This window comes from Streptomyces sp. NPDC002573 (genome assembly GCF_042889625.1).
GTDB classification, from domain to species: Bacteria; Actinomycetota; Actinomycetes; order Streptomycetales; family Streptomycetaceae; genus Streptomyces; species Streptomyces gibsoniae.
This window is the reverse complement of record NZ_JBIARC010000099.1, coordinates 1-19,142: the sequence shown is the minus strand read 5'-3', so window position 1 is coordinate 19,142 and position 19,142 is coordinate 1. Positions and strand designations below refer to the sequence as shown.

Annotated in this window: 20 protein-coding genes; 11 read left to right on the top strand and 9 right to left on the bottom strand. The window is 69.5% G+C overall.

Going from position 1 to position 19,142, the window contains the following annotated elements; genetic code table 11:
• Positions 1-251: 251 nt before the first annotated feature.
• Entirely contained in the window at positions 252-995 is a 744-nt protein-coding gene (locus tag ACFYX0_RS42235) for a helix-turn-helix domain-containing protein (protein ID WP_388979742.1), read from the bottom strand.
• Positions 996-1,081: 86 nt separating this feature from the next.
• Between ACFYX0_RS42235 and ACFYX0_RS42230 the strand changes: the two genes are divergently transcribed.
• The gene (locus ACFYX0_RS42230; RefSeq protein ID WP_355915401.1) at positions 1,082-2,074 is read left to right on the top strand and encodes an LLM class flavin-dependent oxidoreductase; all 993 of its coding nucleotides are present in this window, start codon (positions 1,082-1,084) and stop codon (positions 2,072-2,074) included.
• The gene (locus tag ACFYX0_RS42225; protein WP_388979739.1) at positions 2,071-2,739 is read left to right on the top strand and encodes a TetR/AcrR family transcriptional regulator; all 669 of its coding nucleotides are present in this window, start codon (positions 2,071-2,073) and stop codon (positions 2,737-2,739) included. The genes ACFYX0_RS42230 and ACFYX0_RS42225 overlap by 4 nt, the downstream gene beginning before the upstream one ends.
• An 82-nt stretch (positions 2,740-2,821) precedes the next feature.
• Here the strand turns inward: ACFYX0_RS42225 and ACFYX0_RS42220 are convergent, their stop codons facing one another.
• From ACFYX0_RS42220 to ACFYX0_RS42210, 3 genes are all read right to left on the bottom strand, one after another.
• On the bottom strand, positions 2,822-3,268 hold the full coding sequence (locus tag ACFYX0_RS42220) for a MarR family transcriptional regulator (RefSeq protein ID WP_388979736.1): 447 nt from the start codon (positions 3,266-3,268) through the stop codon (positions 2,822-2,824).
• The gene (locus ACFYX0_RS42215; RefSeq protein WP_355915393.1) at positions 3,265-3,750 is read right to left on the bottom strand and encodes a MarR family transcriptional regulator; all 486 of its coding nucleotides are present in this window, start codon (positions 3,748-3,750) and stop codon (positions 3,265-3,267) included. Before ACFYX0_RS42215 ends, ACFYX0_RS42220 begins: the two co-directional genes overlap by 4 nt.
• A gap of 154 nt (positions 3,751-3,904) precedes the next feature.
• Positions 3,905-4,183, bottom strand: a complete 279-nt coding sequence (locus ACFYX0_RS42210) for a hypothetical protein (RefSeq protein WP_388979734.1) — start codon at positions 4,181-4,183, stop codon at positions 3,905-3,907.
• On the opposite strand from ACFYX0_RS42210, the gene ACFYX0_RS42205 reads away from it, so the two are divergent.
• Positions 4,182-4,508: a hypothetical protein gene (locus ACFYX0_RS42205; protein WP_388979731.1), complete on the top strand. Its 327-nt coding sequence runs from the start codon at positions 4,182-4,184 to the stop codon at positions 4,506-4,508. The genes ACFYX0_RS42210 and ACFYX0_RS42205 overlap by 2 nt on opposite strands.
• A 33-nt stretch (positions 4,509-4,541) precedes the next feature.
• On the opposite strand, the gene ACFYX0_RS42200 is transcribed toward ACFYX0_RS42205, so the two are convergent.
• Positions 4,542-5,540: an asparaginase gene (locus ACFYX0_RS42200; RefSeq protein WP_388979728.1), complete on the bottom strand. Its 999-nt coding sequence runs from the start codon at positions 5,538-5,540 to the stop codon at positions 4,542-4,544.
• A gap of 500 nt (positions 5,541-6,040) precedes the next feature.
• On the opposite strand from ACFYX0_RS42200, the gene ACFYX0_RS42195 reads away from it, so the two are divergent.
• From ACFYX0_RS42195 to ACFYX0_RS42180, 4 genes are all read left to right on the top strand, one after another.
• Positions 6,041-6,922: a carbon-nitrogen hydrolase family protein gene (locus ACFYX0_RS42195; RefSeq protein WP_388979725.1), complete on the top strand. Its 882-nt coding sequence runs from the start codon at positions 6,041-6,043 to the stop codon at positions 6,920-6,922.
• A 36-nt stretch (positions 6,923-6,958) separates the two neighbouring features.
• The gene (locus tag ACFYX0_RS42190; protein WP_388979722.1) at positions 6,959-8,347 is read left to right on the top strand and encodes an APC family permease; all 1,389 of its coding nucleotides are present in this window, start codon (positions 6,959-6,961) and stop codon (positions 8,345-8,347) included.
• 87 nt (positions 8,348-8,434) lie between these two features.
• Positions 8,435-9,172, top strand: a complete 738-nt coding sequence (locus tag ACFYX0_RS42185) for a FadR/GntR family transcriptional regulator (protein WP_388979720.1) — start codon at positions 8,435-8,437, stop codon at positions 9,170-9,172.
• 53 nt (positions 9,173-9,225) lie between these two features.
• The gene (locus ACFYX0_RS42180; protein WP_388979717.1) at positions 9,226-10,704 is read left to right on the top strand and encodes an APC family permease; all 1,479 of its coding nucleotides are present in this window, start codon (positions 9,226-9,228) and stop codon (positions 10,702-10,704) included.
• Between the two features lie 526 nt (positions 10,705-11,230).
• Here ACFYX0_RS42180 and ACFYX0_RS42175 read toward each other — a convergent pair.
• Entirely contained in the window at positions 11,231-12,247 is a 1,017-nt protein-coding gene (locus ACFYX0_RS42175; RefSeq protein WP_388979714.1) for an alcohol dehydrogenase, read from the bottom strand.
• A 212-nt stretch (positions 12,248-12,459) separates the two neighbouring features.
• Here ACFYX0_RS42175 and ACFYX0_RS42170 point away from each other — a divergent pair, with 212 nt between their 5' ends.
• On the top strand, positions 12,460-13,032 hold the full coding sequence (locus ACFYX0_RS42170) for a TetR family transcriptional regulator C-terminal domain-containing protein (RefSeq protein WP_355915372.1): 573 nt from the start codon (positions 12,460-12,462) through the stop codon (positions 13,030-13,032).
• A 5-nt stretch (positions 13,033-13,037) separates the two neighbouring features.
• Positions 13,038-13,877 (top strand): HEAT repeat domain-containing protein, encoded by an 840-nt coding sequence (locus ACFYX0_RS42165; RefSeq protein ID WP_388979712.1) that lies wholly within the window; start codon positions 13,038-13,040, stop codon positions 13,875-13,877.
• Between the two features lie 944 nt (positions 13,878-14,821).
• On the opposite strand, the gene ACFYX0_RS42160 is transcribed toward ACFYX0_RS42165, so the two are convergent.
• Positions 14,822-15,160, bottom strand: a complete 339-nt coding sequence (locus ACFYX0_RS42160; protein ID WP_388979745.1) for a BlaI/MecI/CopY family transcriptional regulator — start codon at positions 15,158-15,160, stop codon at positions 14,822-14,824.
• A gap of 384 nt (positions 15,161-15,544) precedes the next feature.
• Between ACFYX0_RS42160 and ACFYX0_RS42155 the strand changes: the two genes are divergently transcribed.
• Complete coding sequence (locus ACFYX0_RS42155) at positions 15,545-17,788, top strand: RICIN domain-containing protein (RefSeq protein WP_388979709.1); 2,244 nt, start codon at positions 15,545-15,547, stop codon at positions 17,786-17,788.
• Between the two features lie 279 nt (positions 17,789-18,067).
• Here the strand turns inward: ACFYX0_RS42155 and ACFYX0_RS42150 are convergent, their stop codons facing one another.
• Entirely contained in the window at positions 18,068-18,277 is a 210-nt protein-coding gene (locus ACFYX0_RS42150; protein WP_388979706.1) for a hypothetical protein, read from the bottom strand.
• Positions 18,278-18,330: 53 nt separating this feature from the next.
• On the bottom strand, positions 18,331-18,459 hold the full coding sequence (locus ACFYX0_RS42145; protein WP_388979703.1) for a hypothetical protein: 129 nt from the start codon (positions 18,457-18,459) through the stop codon (positions 18,331-18,333).
• Positions 18,460-18,464: 5 nt separating this feature from the next.
• Here ACFYX0_RS42145 and ACFYX0_RS42140 point away from each other — a divergent pair, with 5 nt between their 5' ends.
• Entirely contained in the window at positions 18,465-19,049 is a 585-nt protein-coding gene (locus ACFYX0_RS42140) for a DinB family protein (RefSeq protein WP_388979700.1), read from the top strand.
• The last annotated feature ends 93 nt before the right edge of the window (positions 19,050-19,142 follow it).

Here is a 19,142-nt window from a genome sequence, read left to right as displayed (position 1 = left end):
CATCACCACAACAAAGAGTCTGGCCCCACCGCTCACGCGGCGGGGCCAGAACCCCAAGATCTTCATGACTCTTCTAGGCCCTGTCGTCAAACTCCCGCCTGCCTCGCGACGCCATGCACGCACTCTCGCCGCACCAGGCGAAACCCCACGTACGTCCAGTACGAGGGCTTCCGCCCGGCACGCCGAGAGCACGCAGCCCGTCGATACGGACGCCGCCCGCGCTGTCACGCGTGCAAGACCCGCCACCGCCGCTACGAGCTCCCGGCCGCCGCGGAGAGAGCCGCGGCCGTCGCCGGGTCGGCCGGCAGGAACGCCTCCAGCTTCAGCTCGGCGAGTGTCACGTCGACGGCGGTGGCAAAGGTCGTCACGGTCGTCATCAGGCGCAGCTCGCCGTACGACGACTCCAGATGGAGCGGGACCGCGAAGCCGAACTGCCCGGCGGACGACTCCAGCTCGGGGACGTACCCGCTGAGCTCCGCGCGCAGCTCCGCCAGATGGCCGAGGCGGGCCAGGATGTGGCGCGCCCATTCGGCGAGATTACGGATGCGGGGCGCCAGGCCCTCGGGATGCAGCGCAAGGCGGTAGACGTTCCTGCCCGGTCCCACCAGCTCGGCCGCCGCACCCTTGGTGATCAGGCCGAATGCGGTGTTCGCGGCGATCAGGTCACCGCCACCGTCCACCACCAGCGCCGGATACGGCAGATGCCCGCGGAGGATGTGGTCGATCGCCGTGCGAGCAGGGGCCAGCACCGGGTCGTCGAGTGAGCTCTCGGGGTAGGCGGGCGCGTAGCCGGCGGCCAGCAGCAGGTCGTTGCGCTCCCGCAGCGGCAGTTCCAGTGAATCGGCCAGGCGCAGGACCATGTTCCGGCCGGGGACGGACCTGCCGGATTCGATGAAACTGAGATGGCGCTGCGTGGTGCCGGCCCGCAGCGCCAGGTCGAGCTGGCTGAGATGACTGCGGATACGACGTTCGCGGAGCGCACCAGGAAAGTCCACGAACCTGTTGTAACGGCGCCGAAGGGTTCCGGGCCATTCCCCGCAGGGAATTGTCGGCAGCCCGGCCGGTCGTGAACATCGCCGACATGGACATCGGCGTACTGCTTCCGACCGGAACCGCCCAATGGGGCCCGGCCGACGACCCCCGCGAACTGGTCGCCTTCGGCCGCCAGGCCGAACGCGCGGGCCTCTCCTCGCTCTTCGTCAACGACTCCCTGATCAGCCCGCGTATCGAGGCGCTCACCATGCTGGCCGCGCTCGCCCCGGCGACCGAGACCGTGACGCTCGGTACGGGGGCACTGATGCCGTTCCTGCGCCGGCCGATCCAGGCCGCGCAGTCACTTGCGTCCATCGACCTGCTGTCCGGCGGCCGGCTCACCGTGGCCGTCGGCGCCGGCTTCCCCGGCCGCTTCGGACGGCCCCTGTACACGCTGTCCGAGGTGCCCTGGGAACGGCGCTTCGCCCGCCTGGACGAGACGGTCGCGCTGTGGCGGGCCCTGTGGGACGGCGCGGACTCCTTTGACGGCGAGATCCTCCGGTTCGCCGAGATCCCGCCCACGACCAGGCCGTCCCGAGCCGGCGGCCCGCCGATCTGGCTCGGCGGCGCGACCCCGGCCGCGCTGGCCCGCACCGGCCGGATGTACGACGGATGGCTGCCCTACCCGCCTGACCCCGCCGACTACGCGTCCGGTCTCCACGATGTCCGCAAGGCGGCGGCAGACGCCGGACGCGCGGCCGAGGACATCACCCCCGCACTGTTCGTCTCGGTACGGATCGACGACGACATCGACAGCGGCCGTCGGACCATGGACGCCTACGCACGGGCCACCTACGGCATGCCGCTGGAGGAACTGGAGAAGATCCAGGCCGTGGTCACCGGCCCCGCCGACCAGGTGCTGGAGCGCCTACGCGAGTACGCCGCCGCCGGCGTGCGGCACCTGGTCGCCCGCCTCGGCGCCCTGGGCCTGCGCTCCCAGCGCGACCAGCTCGAACGGATCGCGGATCTGATCCCTGCCGTCCCGTCGAGTCCGAAGGGTTTGGTTCCGTTTTCACTCGACGCTGGGAAAATGGACCGATGACGGACGACGCAGCGACCCCACCTGGACCTGGCACCGCGCTCCCCGCCTCGCCCCGCCGGGGCAGGCCCCGCACCCAGGGCGTCGACGACAAGGTCGTGGAGGCGATGCTGCGCCTGCTGCACCGCGGCATCGGCCTGCGGGCGATGCGGATGGAGGCCGTCGTCGCCGAGGCCGGCATCAGCAAGGCCACCCTCTACCGGCGATGGCCGAACAAGGAAGCCCTGCTGCTGCACGTTCTGGAGCGTCTCGCCGCCGAGGCCGAGGACGACACGGACCTCTCCGCACTGCCCCTGCGCGATGCGCTGCTCCGAGTCCTGGAAGGCGTCCGGCGGACGTACCTCAGCGAACAGTGCGGGAGCAACCTCGCGGTGCTGACCGCAGAGATACGAACGCTGCCCGAGGCCAACGCCGCTTTCCTCCGCGAGGTCATCGGCCCACGCCGGCAGGCGCTCTACGATCTGCTCGCGGCTGCCCAGCGCCGCGGGGAGATCCGCGCGGGCCTTCCGCCGGAGCTGATCGGCGAACTCATCGTCGGCCCGGTACTCTCGCGCTCCCTGCTCCATGGCGACGCGGCCCTGCCCGATGCCGGTTTCTCGGAGCAGATCGTGGACTCGGTCCTGCACGGAATCGTGCCTCGAGGAGCTGACTCGAAGAGCACCCGCTGAGTGGAACGGCGTCCCGGCAGGTCCGGAAGGAAGCCTGCCGGGAGCTGTCGTCCGGATCAGGTGCGGCATGCGGATGCGAACCTCAGGCGCCGGCCAACTCGGCGTTCGCGCGCTCGGTGATCAGTGCCAGCACACGGCCCGCGACGGCAAGATCCTCGGCCGGAATACCGGCGTACAACCGGGAGGAGATCTCGGCCGTCTCGGCGGTGGTGCTCTCGTACAGCTCCCGTCCGGCGTCCGTGAGCCGCCTCCGGGACGCCTCCGCCGGGTCCTCCTCCAGCAGCTTCGCGGCCGTCAGCTCCTCGATCACGCCGCGCACGACCGACTCGTCGGTCTTCAGTGAGCCGGTGACGTCGCCGACGAGTTCGTCCCGGCCGACGGACCCGCCCGCGACCACGACGGCCCGGAGCGTCACACTCTGGTGGAACGTGGCACCGTGGCGGTCCAGCACGCCCTCCAGGAGGGCGCGCGCGGAGTAGTGCGCCAAGGCTATGACCCGGCCGTTGACCTGGGGTGCGATGGTGGTCATGACTGCTGCTCCTTCTCGTTCTCGGTATACGGATCAAGAGGTGCGTCGAGCAGGGTCGCCAGCTCGCGGGTGAACTCCCTTGCGCGCGGGCTGTCCTGGCCGCCGAGCGGCTCCAGCAACTGGTCCAGCAGACCCTGGACCACCGTGATCGCGCGGGCCGTGACGTCGCGCCCCTGCTCGGTGAGCGACAACTGCATGGCGCGCGGGTCGCTCGGGTCCCGGGTGCGGGCGACGAGTCCGGCCGTCTCCAGGGCACGGGCGAGCTTGGAGACGTACAACGCTTCCAGCCCCGTGTGATCGGCGAGCCGCCGCTGACTGGGCTGCAGCCCGGAGCGCCCCATGCCGTACAACGACGCCATCAACGAGTACTGGGCATGGGTCAGACCCAGCGGCGCGACCGCCCGGTCGACGGCCACCCGCCACTTCATCGACAAGCGCCAGACCAGGAAACCCGCCGTGGCGCCCTCAGTTGCTGAACTCACACCGGATACGTTACATGGCTACTATGTACACGGCTACTATTTTCTCGCGGTGCCCGCCGGCATCGACACCGGCCGCGCTCAGCGCTCGCACGGCGATGGTCAAGACTCGGTCATGTGGCGTCGGCGGCTGAGAGGGCGGAAGTCACCCGACGTACTAAGGGAGCAGGTAGATCCGACTCCCGACGAAGGGCAACTCCTTGATCCCGCGACGCACCGTCCCCAGCCTCGTCGTAGGGCTTGCCTCCGTGTTCCTGCTGGGGGCGTGCAGTTCCTCGAACAGCACCAGCCCCGGAGGCGCTGCCCCCGTCGCCCCGGCCGCGTCGAATCCCGTGACCTCCGCACCGGCCACCTCGGCATCGGCCGTCGACGGCAACCCCGGAAGCGGACAGATCGGCACGACCACCACGGTGACGACCAGGGCGATGAAGGGCATGGGCAGCGTGGTCACCGACGACAAGGGGATGACCCTCTACCGCTACGACAAGGACCAGCCGACTCCCTCCAAGTGGACGTGCGCCGGTGCGTGCACAAAGACGTGGATACCTGTCATCGTGCAGGACTCGGTACAGACCTCGGGGGTCGAGAAGAGCCTGCTCGGCACGGTCCACCGAAAGGGCATGAAGCAACTCACCCTCGCCGGCTGGCCGCTGTACCGGTACGTGGGCGACACGGAGGCCGGGCAGGCGAACGGCCAGGGGAAGGACAAGGAGTGGTACGCCCTCACCCCGTCAGGACAGAAGTCCACCGCGACAGGCTGACGCCCACCCCTCGATCACCCCGGGACCGCCTCCTCAACCGTGCAGGGTGAATGCTTCGGCCACGGCTGTGCGGTCGGCACCGATGGCGAGGAGGAGGCGGAGCAGCACGCGCGACTTGTACGGGTCGAGCAGGCCACCGTTGATCAGTCCGCGGCGCTGCAGGTCGGTCTCGGAACCGACGGCGCCGTAGGTCTGGCGGAGCACGGAGCCGCTGCCTGCGCGGGAGGCGAGGACAACGGGGATGCGCTGGGCCAGGTCGCCGAGTGCGGGCGCGAGAGCGGACGGGACGTGCCCTACACCGAAGCCGGCGACGACGAGCCCCTGGTGCATCCGTGGAACCTCGGCCAGGTACGGAGCGTGATCGTCGAGGGTGACCGTGTGCAGGGCGACCCGTGCCGCCGCGAGCGCGGCCCGGGGCGGGACCGGGAGCGGCTCGCGGCGTGATGGCCGTACGAGGATGCGCACATGCCCCTCGATGACATGGCCTATCGGCCCACTGTTGGGCGACGCAAACGATGCGGTACTCGTGCTGTGGGTCTTGCGTACGCTGCGTGCGGCGTGAATCTCGTCGTTCAGGACGACCAGCGCGCCGAGTCCACGCGCGGTCGGCGCGGCTGCGGTGCGCACGGCCGCCAGCAGGTTCGCCGGACCGTCAGGCCCGGCGAGGGCGGGATTGCGCATGGCTCCCGTGAGCACGAACGGAGCCTCGTGCGGCCAGACCAGGTCGACCAGGAAGGCGGTCTCCTCCAGTGTGTCGGTCCCCTGAGTGACGACGACACCCGTGGCCCCGGCCTCCACCGCGCGAGAGGCCTCCTCGACCAGGTCGAGGACTTGAGTGAACGTCAGGTCCGGACTCGGAACGGCGCGGGTGTCGTGCACCTCCAGTTGCAGGTCCCCCAGCGCGGGCACGGCGGCGACGAGATCAGCCCCCGTCAGCCGCCTGACTCCGGCATCGGTGTGGCCTGCCATGGCGATGGTGCCGCCGAGAGTGAACAAGGCAATGCGTTCGTCGGGCAGCACGGGACTCGTCATTGCCGTGATCTTAGTAGTGCAACAGTGATTGCGTTGCCCGCTGCTCAGACTCGGGAACTCGGGTTGCTCCGCACTGAGGCGTCCACCGATCTGGAGAATCTGCCGTCGCGGCGGGTGCCGCGCCGCAACGGGTACAGCCCGCACGGTGTCGCGCTCCCCTCGGATTGCTCCACTTCATCCGGTTTGTCATGACATCAGGTTGTAATTACCACCGAGGAGCACCGTCACGATCTCGGCACGGCACCTCGGGGGTCCAGTACCGCCGAGCGGCCAGATGCCTGCCGCTGCGGCAAGCACGTCGGCGACCAGGTCGGCCGTATGCAAGCGCGGACGCCCCCGCCCCGGGGGCGTCCGCGCCGTCGGCGCGCCCGGGGGCCGCGCAACGGGGTCTTGTTTAAGTGTTCACCATGCTCTAATTTTCCACCCATGCCGGAACGGCTCGTTCCAGCCTGCCGTGCATGTCGCATTTTGGCTGCTTCGAAATGTTTGGAGGTCTCGCCATGCCTCGGCTCCTGCCCATCGTGGCTGCCCAGGTCGCCCCCCGACCAGCCGCCACCGCGCTCGACGGCTTCGCCTCCGAGGTGACCGAACTGCTGGCGGCGCACCCCGAGACACGGCTGGTGATCCACCCCGAGATGCACCTGTGCGGCGTCGACGGTACGACCGAGGAGCGCCACGAACTGCTCCAGGCCGCCGCCGAGCCACTGGACGGGCCGCGCACCCGGCAGCTCGCCGAACTCGCCGGGGACCTCGGCGTCTGGCTCTTCCCCGGCACCGTCTGCGAACGCGGATCCGACGGCGCCCTGTTCAACACGGCACTGGCGTTCTCCCCCGAGGGGCGACTGGTCGCCTCCTACCGCAAGATCTTCCCTTGGCGGCCCTACGAGCCGTACGACCCGGGCGACAGCTTCGTGGTCTTCGACATCCCCGAGGCCGGCCGGATCGGCTTCGCCATCTGCTACGACAGCTGGTTCCCCGAGGTGGCCCGGCAACTCGCCTGGCTGGGCGCCGAAGTGATCGTCAATCAGGTGGAGACCACCACCGCCGACCGTGAGCAGGAGCTGGTCCTCGCCCGGGCGCACGCCATCGTCAACCAGCTTCACGTGGTCAGTGTGAACGCCGCCGCACCCGTCGGCACCGGCCGCAGCCTGATCGTGGACCCCGAGGGCCGGGTCACCGCCGAGGCCCCCGACGCCGAGCCCGTCGTCCTCACCGAGGTACTCGACCTGGACCAGGTCACCCGGACCCGCACTCTGGGCACAGCCGGGCTCAACCGCATGTGGGAGCAGTTCACCGACGCCGACGCCCCCATCGAACTACCGCTGTACGCAGGCCGGATCGACCCCCGCCGCTGGCGGCCCGCGTCCGCTCCCCGCGCCTGACCCCGCCCTCGTCCCCGCACCCCTTAGCGAGTCCCCATGAACAACGCTTCACCCGCCACCCTCAGTCGCGCGCTCAAGCTCCGGTCGGTCGTCCTGTTCGGCCTGGCCTACATGGCACCGCTCATCGTGCTCGGCACCTACGGCGTGATCGCCGGCGCCACCGACGGATCCGTACCCAGCGCCTATCTGCTGGCCCTGGCCGCGATGCTGTTCACCGCGCACAGCTACGGCCGGATGGCCAAGGCACACCCCGTCGCCGGCTCCGCCTACACCTACGTACGCCGTGAGATCGACTCCCGCGTCGGCTTCCTGGTCGGCTGGGCCACCCTCCTCGACTACTTCTTCCTGCCGATGGTCATCTGGCTCATCGGCGGCGCCTACCTGCAGGCCGAGTTCCCGGCCGTGCCGTTCTGGGTCTGGATCGTCGGCTTCATCGCGGTCACCACCGCACTCAACGTCGTCGGCATCAAGGCGGCCGAACGCGCCACCGACCTGCTGATGGCCTTTCAGGTTCTGGTGATCGCCTTCTTCGTGGTGCTCTCCGTCGCCCATGTCATGCATCTCGGCGGGGCCGGGGCCGGGTTCAGCATCGCGCCCTTCGCCAACCACTCCACCACCTGGTCCGGCGTCTCGGCCGGCGCCGCGATCGCCGCGTACTCCTTCCTCGGCTTCGACGCGGTGACCACGCTCACCGAGGAGACCCTGGAGCCGCAGCGGACCATTCCGCGCGCCATCATGCTCACCGCCTTCATCGGCGGAGGCATCTTCGTCCTGGTCGCCTACACCACCCAACTGGTCCACCCCGGCAGCTCCTTCGCCGACCCCAACTCCGCCGCCTTCGAGATCGCCAAGACCATCGGCGGCAACCTGTTCTCCTCCTTCTTCCTGGCCGGTCTGGTGGTCGCCCAGTTCGCCTCCGGCCTGGCCGCCCAGGCCAGCACCTCGCGGCTGCTGTACGCCATGGGCCGCGACTCGGTGCTGCCGCGCAGTGTCTTCGGGCGGCTGAACGAGCGGTTCCGCACCCCCGCCGGCAACATCCTGCTCACCGGCGCGGTCGGGCTCATCGCCCTGAAGCTCAACGTGGCGACCTCGACCTCCTTCATCAACTTCGGCGCGTTCACCGCCTTCACCTTCGTCAACCTCAGCGTGATCGCCTCCTACCTGCGCAGGCGGCGCGCCGGGGAGCGCCCGCACCCGGTCTCCCACCTCGCGGTCCCGGCCGTCGGCACGGTGATCGACGCCTGGCTCCTGACCAACCTGGACGGCGCGGCGCTGACCCTCGGGCTGATCTGGCTCGGACTGGGCATCATCTACCTCGGCTACCTGACCCGCGGCTTCCGGGTCGCCCCGCCCGAGATGTCCTTCAGCGAATCCGGCGAGGGCGAATCCGCCCAACCGGCCCCGCAGAGCGAGGCCGTCGCCTGAGCCGCCGACGGACCGGAGGCGGCCCGGCGCCCCGCGCGTCCCGCCTCCGGTCCGCTGCCTCGAGCAACGGATGGTTAGAGTGACTGCGTGGTGAACCCGGCAGGCAAGTTCGTCCCCTTCGGCCCTGGAGGACGCCTCCCTGCGGCGTCGGCCGCCGGGGTGGCGGGCGCACGCGCTCTGCTGGGCGGCGGCGGACAGACCGGGGCCGAGCTTGTCCGCTCCCGGATCGCGCTCCAGGTGCGGCTGGCATCGGTGCTCCCCGGCGACCGGCTGCCGGACACCGGGGTCCTCGCCGACGAACTCGGGATCAGCGAGATCACGGTGCGCCGCGCCCTGGAGGGCATGTGCCAGGACGGCCTGCTCGACCGGCGCCGTGGGCGGGCCGGCGGGACCTTCGTCGCCTCGGCGTGGGAAACCGTCGTCGCGGTGATGCAGGACGCCGAGGCGGCAGCCTCGCTGGACTCGTTCCACCTGCTGGTGGAGTGCGGCCTGGTGGCGCACGGCTGCGGCGAGGTCGAGGCCGAACGGCTGGAGGGGCTGCGAGAGCTCGTCACCGAACTCGACGTGGTCGACGATCCGGCTCGGCTGCTTCAGCTGGAGACCCGGTTCCACCTGGAGCTGGCCGAGGTGCTCGGCGGTCCGGGGATGCGCGAGCTCGCGGCCGACCTGCTCGGCCGGTTGTGTCTGTTGCTGCCCGCGCCCGAACCCGCCGTGCTCCGGGAACGGAACCGTTGCCACGCCGAGTTGCTCGACGAACTCACCCGTGGCGCCACGGACCTGGCCGTGCGTGCGGTCAAGGCGCACCAACGCGTCCAGCCGGCGTGACCGAGCGAAGCCCAGGTCACGCAAGGAACCGCACGGCCGCAGAAGGAGAAGCCATGCCAGACCCCGGAACCCCGGGAGCCGGACCACCTGTCGCCTCGCGCCCCGCCCCAGGTGAGCCCCAGCGGCTGCGTGGCGGTGTCCTGGGCATGGCTGACATCGCCGCCGCCACCATGGCCAACATCGGCCCGGCCATGAGCTTCTACTTCGGCTTCGCGTTCCTCACCACCACCTCGGGCGTGGCCTCCCCGCTCACCGTCATCGCCGCCGGTGTCGCGGTGGCCCTGCTGGGAAACACGCTCGCCCAGTTCTCCCGGGCACACCCGTCGGCGGGCGGTTTCATCACCTTCGTAGGCAAGACCTTCGGGCCGGTCAGCGCGGTGACCACGGCGCTGCTCGTCGGCGTCGGCTACATCATCGGCATGGCCTCGGTCATCGCGATCTCCGGCGGCTTCCTGGAGATCACCCTGCACCGGTACACCGGCCTGAACGTACCGTGGATCATCTGGACACTGCTGCTCACCGCTGTCTCGGTGGTGCTGATGCTGCGAGGCGTGGTGGTCTCCACCAAGCTGGCAGGCTTCTTCTTCGCGGTCGAGATGGTGGTCCTGGTGGTGGTCTCCATCGCGGCGATCATCAGCCACGCGGGGCACCTGTCCGCCGCCCCGTTCCTCCCCAGCCACCTCAACAACGGGCTGAAAGGGCTGGCCGGGGGGTTCCCGCTGGCGGTCTACCTCTTCGTCGGCTGGGAGAACTCGGCGGCGCTCGCCGAAGAGACCGAGAACCCCCGGCGCAACGTCAGCCGCGCGGTCTTCTCCTCCGTGGCGATCATGTCGGTGAGCTATGTCCTGTTCTCCTACGCCACGGTGACCGGCTTCGGCTACGACGTGCACAAGCTCGGCGGCGCCCAGATCCCGTTCGTCAGCGTGGCCCAGAACACCCTCGGCGTGCTCGCCTTCCTCGCCTATCTCGGCGGGCTGACCTCCACCCTCGGCGCGCTGATCGCCGGCACCAACTCACAGGCGCGGCTGGTGTTCAACGCCGGACGCGACGGACTGCTACCGTCCTTCTTCGGCTACGTCCACCCGATCCGCCGCACACCCACCAACGCCATCCTCGCCTTCACCGCCACCGCTCTGCTGATCATCGGCGGCTGGGGGCTGGGCCACATCCTCGGTCACCACAGCGGTTCGATGAACCCGGTGGCGTTCTTCGCCGAGGCGTCGACGATGGGGACCATCTTGATCCTCCTCGTGTACCTGGCCTCGAACGTCGCACTGCCGCTGTACTACCGCCGATACCGGCCGCAGGAGTTCCGCGTGGTCAGGCACCTCGTACTGCCCGCCCTCGGTGCCGTGGCCATCGTGGTCCCGCTCTACTACCTGTCCAAGCCCGGCCAGCCCGCCCCCTACAGCTGGTTCCCCTACGCGGCCGCCGCCACAGTGCTCCTGGCCCTCGGCTACGCGACGCTGCTCGTCCACCGGGATCCGTCACTCGGCGACCGGGTGGGCTCCGTCGTGGCGGACATGGAATGAGGAACGCACCGGCCTCCGGACGGAGCCGAGAGCATTCGCCGAGCCGGTCCGCGCCCGACACACACCCCCGCAGTGCTGATCAACCGGGGCCGGATCGACCATTAACTGGGCAAGATCGTCGCCCTCACCCATCCCGACGAGCCGCAAGGCGTTCCAGCTCCTGACCGCGGCCCCTGCGATCCCCGACGAACGCCATCGCGAGCGCTTCTGCACCGGCGCCCCCGCCCTGTCGTGCGCGACGACTGCTCGCCGCAATGGGCTCAGCCCCGGCCGGAGAGTGACACCGGCCGGGGCTGATCAGCAAGCTGTGGCAGTGAGGGGCGGTCGCCTCTCGGCGAAAGGCTCCATGAGGCTTCAGCCGAACGATCGTCCCCATGGGCAATAGGTGAGGCCCGGGGACACTGTCCCCTTCACTGCCACGCCCTCTTCAACCACCAGAACCCCACGGATGTTCCCCGCCTCCCCGGCGCGGCCGTACCGCGGAAAGCAGTGTGGCTGTGCCGAGGAGACGCCAACCGCCGCGTGGTCAGCCGGCGATGTCGAGGACGACGCGGAATCGCGCGTTGCCCGAGAGCATCCGCTCGTAGCCGTCCATGGCCTGGGCGAAGGGCATGGTCTCGATCGAGGGGCGGATACCGTGGGCGAGGCTGAAGGCGAGGTTGTCCTCGTTCTCGATCGAAGACCCGGTCAGGCTGCCGACGATACGGCGGGTGCCGAAGATCAGGTCGGGCGTGGCGACCGTCAGCGGGTCGGGGGCGGCACCGACCACCACCAGGCTGCCGCCCGGTGCCAGCCCGCGGACCAGCGGGTTCATGGACGCACCGCTGGACGCCGTGGCGACGATGACCGCGGCACCACCCAGTTCGGCCAGCGCCGTCCCGGGGTCGGTGTCGGCACTGTCGATGTACTCGTGGGCGCCGAGTTCCCTGGCGAGCTTTTCCTTCTCACGACCGCGGGCGATGGCGGCGACACGGAATCCGAGGCTGCGGGCGTACTGCAGGGCCAGGTGACCCAGCCCGCCGATCCCCTGCACCGCCACCAGCGCGCCCGCGCGGATGGGGGCCTGCTGGAGCGCGGTGAAGGTGGTCAGCCCGGCGCACAGCAGCGGCGCCGCGTCGGCGGCCGGCATGTCGTCGGGGATGCGCACCAGTCCGCTCGCGCGTGCGTACGCCACCTCCGCGTATCCGCCGTCGACGGTCGTTCCGGTCTGCTCCTGGTGGAGGCAGTTGACGAAGTCGCCCCGGCGGCACCGCTCGCACTCTCCGCAGTGCCCGTTCAGGAAGCCTATGCCGACGCGGTCGCCGGGCTGCCAGGCGGTGACGCCCGCGCCCACGGCATCGATCAGGCCGACGATCTCGTGGCCCGGAACGATGGGGGATGACGGGTCGGGGCGCAGTCCCTCGACGGCCAGGACGTCGGTGTGGCAGACGCCACAGGCCTCCACCCTTACCCGGACGTGTCCGGGCGCCGGGTCGACCAGGTCGCGCTCGACCAGCCGGAGGTTGTGGACGCCGGTGGCTTCGAAGGCTCGGTACGTGGACATGACGCTCCTCGGTGCTGCCTCTGCCGCACGGGGTGGCAGGGCGCTGGGACAGGACTGGTTCAATATGACCAGTCGTCTTGAACGGCGTCAAGCTGGCCCGCAGGCCGGACCGTCGACAGCGCGCCCCCGCGCACCGGACGGCCCCTCTCGTCGGCCCGGGGTTTGACACGGGTCAAGACGACCGGACACATTGGACCCCGGAGGTGGTGAGAATGGCACGCGCATCCAAGCGCGAGGAGATCGCACAGGCAGCCCTGGAGCAGTTCCACACGCGGGGCTTCAACGCCACGGGCATCAGCGACATCACCTCAGCGGCCGGGGCCCCCAAGGGCTCCTTCTACAACCACTTCGCCAGCAAGGAGGCGAGCGCCCTCGAGGCGCTGGACCGTTACGGCGGCGGGCTGCGGTTCGACATGCTCGTCACCCCCGGACGCCCTGCGCTGGAGCGGCTCCGAGCGCACTTCGAATTCCTGGGCGAGGATACGGTCGACAACGGCTTCGCCCGCGGATGCCTGGTGGGCAACTTCGCCGCTGAGGTGGCGGACCACTCCGAGGAGATCCGCTCCGCCATCCAGGGCGGCTTCCGGCAGTGGACCTCGTACATCCAGGAAGTGCTCACCGAAGCCAAGGAAGCAGGTGAACTCGGCGCCACCCTCGACGTGGAGACGACCTCGCTGTTCATCCTCAGCGCCTGGGAGGGCACGCTGATCGCGGCCCGGGCCAACAAGTCCTCCGCACCCTTCGACGCCTTCTTCCGCACGGTCTTCGACGTCGTCCTGCGGTGAACGGCATGACGGCGGGGGCTCAGACAGACGGGGCGGCGGAGCGTTCGGCGCTACGACGGGCGTTGAACGAGTTGGACGCGCGGCTTGCCGACGCCACCGAGCGCGGGCCCGGTGCGCACCTGCGATTCGACCCCCTGGTCGACCGACTGCGGACACCGGTGGCCGCGTTCCTGCAGCCGGAACTTGAGCGCCGGCTCGACCTCCACGTCGACGCCGACGACTCCTTCGCGCGGGACAGGATCGCCCATGTCCTGGCAGGCGCCTGCGGTGTGGCCGCACTGTCCGCCCTGCTGCGTGCGATGGAGCACGATCGCAACGACGGCGGAGACACGCTGCAACTCGACCTTCTCGCCCTGTTCCGCGCGTGGCCGGAGGAATCGATCAGGCTGGTTCTGGCAGGCGTCGGCTCGGATGACCCCAGGACACGTCAGATCGGCATCTGGGGCCTGGCCGTCATCGACTTCGGCGGAGCCAAGTACTTCGAGTTGGTCGCCGACATGGCGTCCGACCCGGACCCGCAGGTGCGCGCCAAGGTGATGAGCACACTCGGCAGCATCTTCGGCGTGGGGGATCCCCCACGAGCCCGGGCCATCCTGATCGCCGGCGCCCGCGATCCCGCGCCCGAGGTCAGGCGTAACGCCGTGGCGGCCCTGGGCTCGTCGCACGACGAGACGGTCACCGACCTCCTGGTGGCGTGTGCCGACGACACCGACCGCTGGGTCAGGTACTGGGCAGCCTGGTCCCTGTCACGCCGACCGGGCCCGGCGGTCCGCGCCGCGCTCGAACGGTTCGCGGCGGACGAGGACGGCGACGTTCGTGACGCTGCGCGCGCGGTCATGGGGTAGCCGACCACCCCCGCGTGGCGTGGCTAGGGGTACCGATGTGCAACTGCCGTAGGCCATCGGCTTCGGCGCGTGCCCGGACAGCCCTTCGTACGCCGATACCGCCCTACCCGGAAACTCCGTGCTCATGAAGGGGGCCGACCTGCCAGCCGCGAGCCTCGCACGTGTCGAGAATGCGGGGCAGTGCGCGCAGGGTGGTGCGCCAGGAGCCGGTGAGTCGTACCGGTCCATCAGGAATCCTACGCGGTCAGGCGGTCGGTGAGCCCGGCGGCAGCCCCGTCGTGTCCGGCGCCGACGCCCGCGGAGATCACGGCGATCCGCCGAGTTCCCGGCTCCTGCTGTGCCGCGCCGGACAGCGAAGGCGTCGGGCCCGACAGCGGGTCGTGACGATCGCGCACTGGTCGCGGTCGCCGCCGGACAGCCTGACCAGGCGGGTACCGCATCGGCTCACGCAATCGCGGTGAACACGCGCGGCGCCGAACCGCGTCGCCTCGCGCCCATTCCCCTGCTCACGCGACGTGCTCTCACGGAAGGACGTCTCGCTATGACCGCGACCTCCACCGCGCAACTGGCTGTCGACGGGTCCGGCATCGACGGCTCGCTGACGGTGGCGCCGGCCGCCGGTCGCCGTCGTGACCGCCTTCGCCGCCGCCGAGGTGGTCAAAAAGATCATGGTTGAGGTGCGGATCCCGCCGTTCGACGCCCCACGCCTACCTGGTCGATGCCCGCCCGGCGCAGTCGGACCACGCCTTCCCCAGCGAGCACAGCACCGTGGCCGCCGCGACGGTGGCAGCCCTGTGCCTGCCGGACCGCCGTCTGCACACCATCGCCCATGCCCCCGCATCCGGCCGCATCCGACGTCCCACCTTTGGCGCGACCAGTGCCGGCACCGCGCTCACCGGCAGCGGCAGCAGCAGCAGCGGCAGCGGGACCGGCCAGAAAACATGTCACCCCTGGTCGGGAGAGTCGCCGTTCGACAGCTGTTCCAACAGCCGCTCGTCCTCCGCCGAAAGATCCGAAACGAACCGGGCCAGTACCGCCGCACGATCCCCGCCTTCGTCCAGCATCGAGTGCATCCCCGCCGCCGCGAGCCCAGCCTGATCGTCCACGGGAGCGTACCCATGGCTGCGTCCGTCCCGCTGCCGGGTCACCAGCCCCTTGTCGCACAGCCGCGTCAGGAGCGTGAGCACCGTCGTGTACGCGGCACCGGCCACCTGTTCCTGGACCACCGCCGCGGTCACCGGCGCACCGGCCGCCCACAAGGCAGCCAGGACCTCGCCTTCCAGCTCGCCCCGCGCCCGCCGCCGGGCCTCTCCCCGGCCGTCCCTACCGTCCGCCGCCCGGCGCCTCCTCTTCTCCCCATCAGCAGGGGCTGTCTTCGAGCCCTCCAAATTACTACGAGCCGTAGAAAGGCAACCCTCTCGACGAACGAGCCGGTCGCCGAGGCGCCGTCCACCGGGAAACGCACCGTCCATGCCTCTACCCGAGGCGAAGCAGCCGGCCCGCCCGCAACTCGTCCACCCCACTGATCCGTTGGCGCCTACCACCCCTCTCCACTCTTCTCCGGTGCATAGTTCACGACTTATCTTTTGATGTGTATTGACGACCCGGCAGGTGGCGCCTACCGTCCCATCCGCATCGCGCCCCACAACGCGACCGAGGAGACACGCGTGACCCACGTTCTCGCCGTGCTCGTCCGAGCCCGCCGTCATCACAGACGCACAGCGGCCCTCACGACCGCCCTCCTATTGCCGACCGCCGCCGGCATCGCGCTGGTGTCCGCCCCGGCAGCCAGCGCCGCGACCATCCCCACCACTCCCACCACCGTCGTCAACGCGGGCAGCGGCAAGTGCGTGGACGCACGTGCCGCGGCCACCGGCAACGGCACCGCCGTGCAGCAGTACACCTGCAACGGCACCGGCGCCCAGTCCTGGCAGTTCACCGCGACCGACAGCGGCTACTACCGAATCGGCGCCGCCTCCGCACCGAACCAGGTCTGGGACGAAACCGACGTCTCCACCGCCGACGGCGCACTGACCCAGCTGTGGCTCTACGGCGGCGGCGCCAACCAGCAGTGGCTGCCGGTCGCCGAGGCCTCCGGCGGGTACCACTTCGTCAACCGCAACAGCGGCAAGTGCCTCGATGTGCCGTCCGCGTCCACCGCCGACAGCGTCCAGCTGCAGCAGTACACCTGCAACGGCACCGGCGCCCAGTCCTTCACGCTCACCGGTGGCATCACCCCGCCGCCCAACACCCCGGACTTCGGCCCCGACGTGACGGTCTTCGATCCGTCGATGCCCGCGTCCACCATCCAGTCGAAGATCAACTCGGTCTACAGCAGCCAGCAGACCAACGAGTTCGGCACCCAGCGCAACGCTCTGCTGTTCACCCCCGGCACGTACAACGTCGACATCCCGGTCGGCTACTACACCCAGGTGTCCGGGCTGGGCCTGTCACCCGACCAGGTGTCGATCACCGGCGGCGGCGTGCACGTCGAGGGTCACACCAGCGACGGCAACGCCACCCAGAACTTCTGGCGCGACGTCGAGAACATGTCCGTGAGCCCCAGCTCCGGCAGCACCATGTGGGCCGTCTCGCAGGCCGACCCGTTCCGGCGGATGGACGTGCACGGCAACATGAAGCTGTGGGACGACACCCACGGCACCACCACCAACTGGTCCAGCGGCGGCTACATAGGCAACTCCCGGGTATCCGGCCAGATCAACTCCGGGACCCAGCAGCAGTTCCTCACCCAGAACACCGCCCTGAACGGCGGCTGGACCGGGCACAACTGGAACATGGTCTTCGTCGGAGACACCGGCGCCCCGGCGACCAGCTTCCCCAATCCGCAGTACACCACCGTCGCCCAGAGCCCGGTGATGCGCGAGAAGCCGTTCATCTACGTCGACGGCTCGGGCAACTGGCAGGTGTTCGTCCCTTCGGTGCGCACCAATGTGCAGGGCCCGGACTGGGTCAACGGCACCGCACCGGGCACCTCGCTGCCGATCAGCCAGTTCTACATCGTCAAGCCCGGTGACACCGCCACGACGATCAACAACGCGCTCGCCGCGGGCCAGAACCTGATCGTCACCCCGGGTGTCTACCACCTGTCCGCCCCGCTGAACATCACCCGTCCCGACACGGTCGTCCTCGGACTGGGTCTGGCCACCCTCGTACCGGACAACGGTGTCACCGCGATCACCACCGCCGACGTCGACGGCATCGACATCGCCGGGCTACTGATCAGCGCGAACACCACCAACTCCAACACCCTGATGCAGGTTGGCCCGGCCGGCTCGACCGCCGGTCACAGCGCCGACCCGATCGTGCTGCACGACGTGTTCTTCCGCATCGGTGGCGACGTCGCCGGCAAGGCCACCCAGACACTGGTGATCAACAGCAACGACGTCATCGGAGACGACCTGTGGCTGTGGCGGGCCGACCACACCAACGGCGTCGGCTGGACGACCAACCCGGCCGTCAACGGGCTGATCGTCAACGGCAACAACGTCACCATGTACGGCCTGGCGGTCGAGCACTACCAGAAGTATCAGACCACCTGGAACGGCAACGGCGGCCGAACGTACTTCTACCAGAGCGAGACCCCCTACGACGTGCCCGACCAGTCCAGTTGGACCACCAGCGGCGGCGACCTCGGCTACGCCTCGTACAAGGTCGCCAACTCGGTCAGCTCCCACGAGGCATGGGGTGTGGGTGTCTACGCCTATCTCCGCGACAACCCCTCCGTGGTTCTCGGCCATGCCATCGAGGTGCCCACCACGTCCACGGTGAAGTTCCACAGCATGGTCACCACGGTCCTGGGCGGCGCAGGCACCATCAACCACATCGTCGACAACACCGGCAACCAGGTCACCGCCAGCAGTAATGTGGCCTACCTGGTCAGCTACCCGTAGGTCCGTCGGGGACCTGAGGCACGCAGGGCAGAGGGGCCGGTCGGTCGGCCAAGGGGCGCATCGCAGCGGCCGGCCCCCTCCCCCGTGCCGTGGGCTCGCGCCGATCCGTAGGCGTTGACGGACCGGGACGGGTGCCTACCGCCCTGGTCGGCACCCGTAGAACTACCGGCGCAGCGTGAACGTGCAGATCGTCTGTCGGGCCCGCGATAGGCGGGTTGCCGCCGTCGGGGACGCCTGGCCTGGAAGCCGCAACAATGTGGTCGTCTTCCTCTCGCCAAATCACTGCCCGAGACCATCCCCGGCTGACCGGCGACGGCGGCACGCCGGTTCCGCAAACGACGGGCCGTCGCCGAGCACACCATCGCCCGGCTCATAGACCATCAGATCCTCCACCAATGCAGGCGCCGCGGCGAGGCGATCAACCACGCCGTCGCCGGCGTCGCCGCACTCCACAACCTCAAGATCGACATCCGGTAAACGAAGCACCACTCACGAAAAAGCACGCCCCAGCCCGCATTACGTGATAGCTCTTAGAGGTTGTCTCACGTGGCAAGTTTCGCGAGCTTCTTGTAGCAGGTCAGGGCGGCGGCCATGGCCAGGCCTCGGCTCTGCCAGTGGTTGCGGACCACGCACGGGATCTTGAGAGCACGAGCAGCCCATGGCAGGCTCATGCCGCATGATCGATGAATTCGCGAAAGACAACCTGCACGGGAGACTGCGGCGGGACCGCAAGGCGCTGCTCTGGAAACTCGACGGCTTGTCCGAATACGACGCCCGCCGACCTTTGACAGCGACCGGGACCAACCTCCTCGGCCTGGTCAAACACGTGGCCACCGTCGAGGCCAGGTACTTCGGCGAGGTCTTCGACCGCCCTTCCCCGGAACCGCTGCCCCGGTGGCAGGACTACGACGGCAGCGATCTGTGGGCGACCGAGGACGAGACCCGCGATCAGATCATCGGGTTCTACCGGCGCACGTGGGAACACTCGGACGCGACGATCAACGAGCTTCCCCTCGACGCCCCCGGCCACGTGCCGTGGTGGCCGGAGCCTTATGCCGACACGAACCTGTTCGCCATCATGGTCCATGTCCTCGGCGAGTCCATCCGGCATGCCGGGCACGCCGATATCCTGCGCGAGGGCCTCGACGGCCGGACCGGAGTGCGCGCCGAAAACGAGAAGCAGATCGATGAAGAAGCCCGTGCAGCCTACTGCGCGAAGATCGAGCAGGCCGCCAGGTCGGCTGCACCAATCAAGGCTTAGAACTCCTAACAAAGTGAGAGGTTGACCAGTCGGCGCCAGCAGATGATGCCGCAGGCCAGGCTGAGGAACGCTTCGTGGATGTCGTCGCGGATC

Coding starts and splice junctions, on each gene's coding strand:
- ACFYX0_RS42170 (WP_355915372.1), top strand. CDS start 12,460: ATGGCACGCGCATCCAAGCGCGAGGAGATCGCACAGGCAGCCCTGGAG.
- ACFYX0_RS42175 (WP_388979714.1), bottom strand. CDS start 12,247: ATGTCCACGTACCGAGCCTTCGAAGCCACCGGCGTCCACAACCTCCGG.
- ACFYX0_RS42225 (WP_388979739.1), top strand. CDS start 2,071: ATGACGGACGACGCAGCGACCCCACCTGGACCTGGCACCGCGCTCCCC.
- ACFYX0_RS42180 (WP_388979717.1), top strand. CDS start 9,226: ATGCCAGACCCCGGAACCCCGGGAGCCGGACCACCTGTCGCCTCGCGC.
- ACFYX0_RS42145 (WP_388979703.1), bottom strand. CDS start 18,459: ATGAGCCTGCCATGGGCTGCTCGTGCTCTCAAGATCCCGTGCGTGGTC.
- ACFYX0_RS42220 (WP_388979736.1), bottom strand. CDS start 3,268: ATGACCACCATCGCACCCCAGGTCAACGGCCGGGTCATAGCCTTGGCG.
- ACFYX0_RS42205 (WP_388979731.1), top strand. CDS start 4,182: ATGGGCAGCGTGGTCACCGACGACAAGGGGATGACCCTCTACCGCTAC.
- ACFYX0_RS42200 (WP_388979728.1), bottom strand. CDS start 5,540: ATGACGAGTCCCGTGCTGCCCGACGAACGCATTGCCTTGTTCACTCTC.
- ACFYX0_RS42230 (WP_355915401.1), top strand. CDS start 1,082: ATGGACATCGGCGTACTGCTTCCGACCGGAACCGCCCAATGGGGCCCG.
- ACFYX0_RS42165 (WP_388979712.1), top strand. CDS start 13,038: ATGACGGCGGGGGCTCAGACAGACGGGGCGGCGGAGCGTTCGGCGCTA.
- ACFYX0_RS42190 (WP_388979722.1), top strand. CDS start 6,959: ATGAACAACGCTTCACCCGCCACCCTCAGTCGCGCGCTCAAGCTCCGG.
- ACFYX0_RS42140 (WP_388979700.1), top strand. CDS start 18,465: ATGATCGATGAATTCGCGAAAGACAACCTGCACGGGAGACTGCGGCGG.
- ACFYX0_RS42195 (WP_388979725.1), top strand. CDS start 6,041: ATGCCTCGGCTCCTGCCCATCGTGGCTGCCCAGGTCGCCCCCCGACCA.
- ACFYX0_RS42210 (WP_388979734.1), bottom strand. CDS start 4,183: ATGCCCTTCATCGCCCTGGTCGTCACCGTGGTGGTCGTGCCGATCTGT.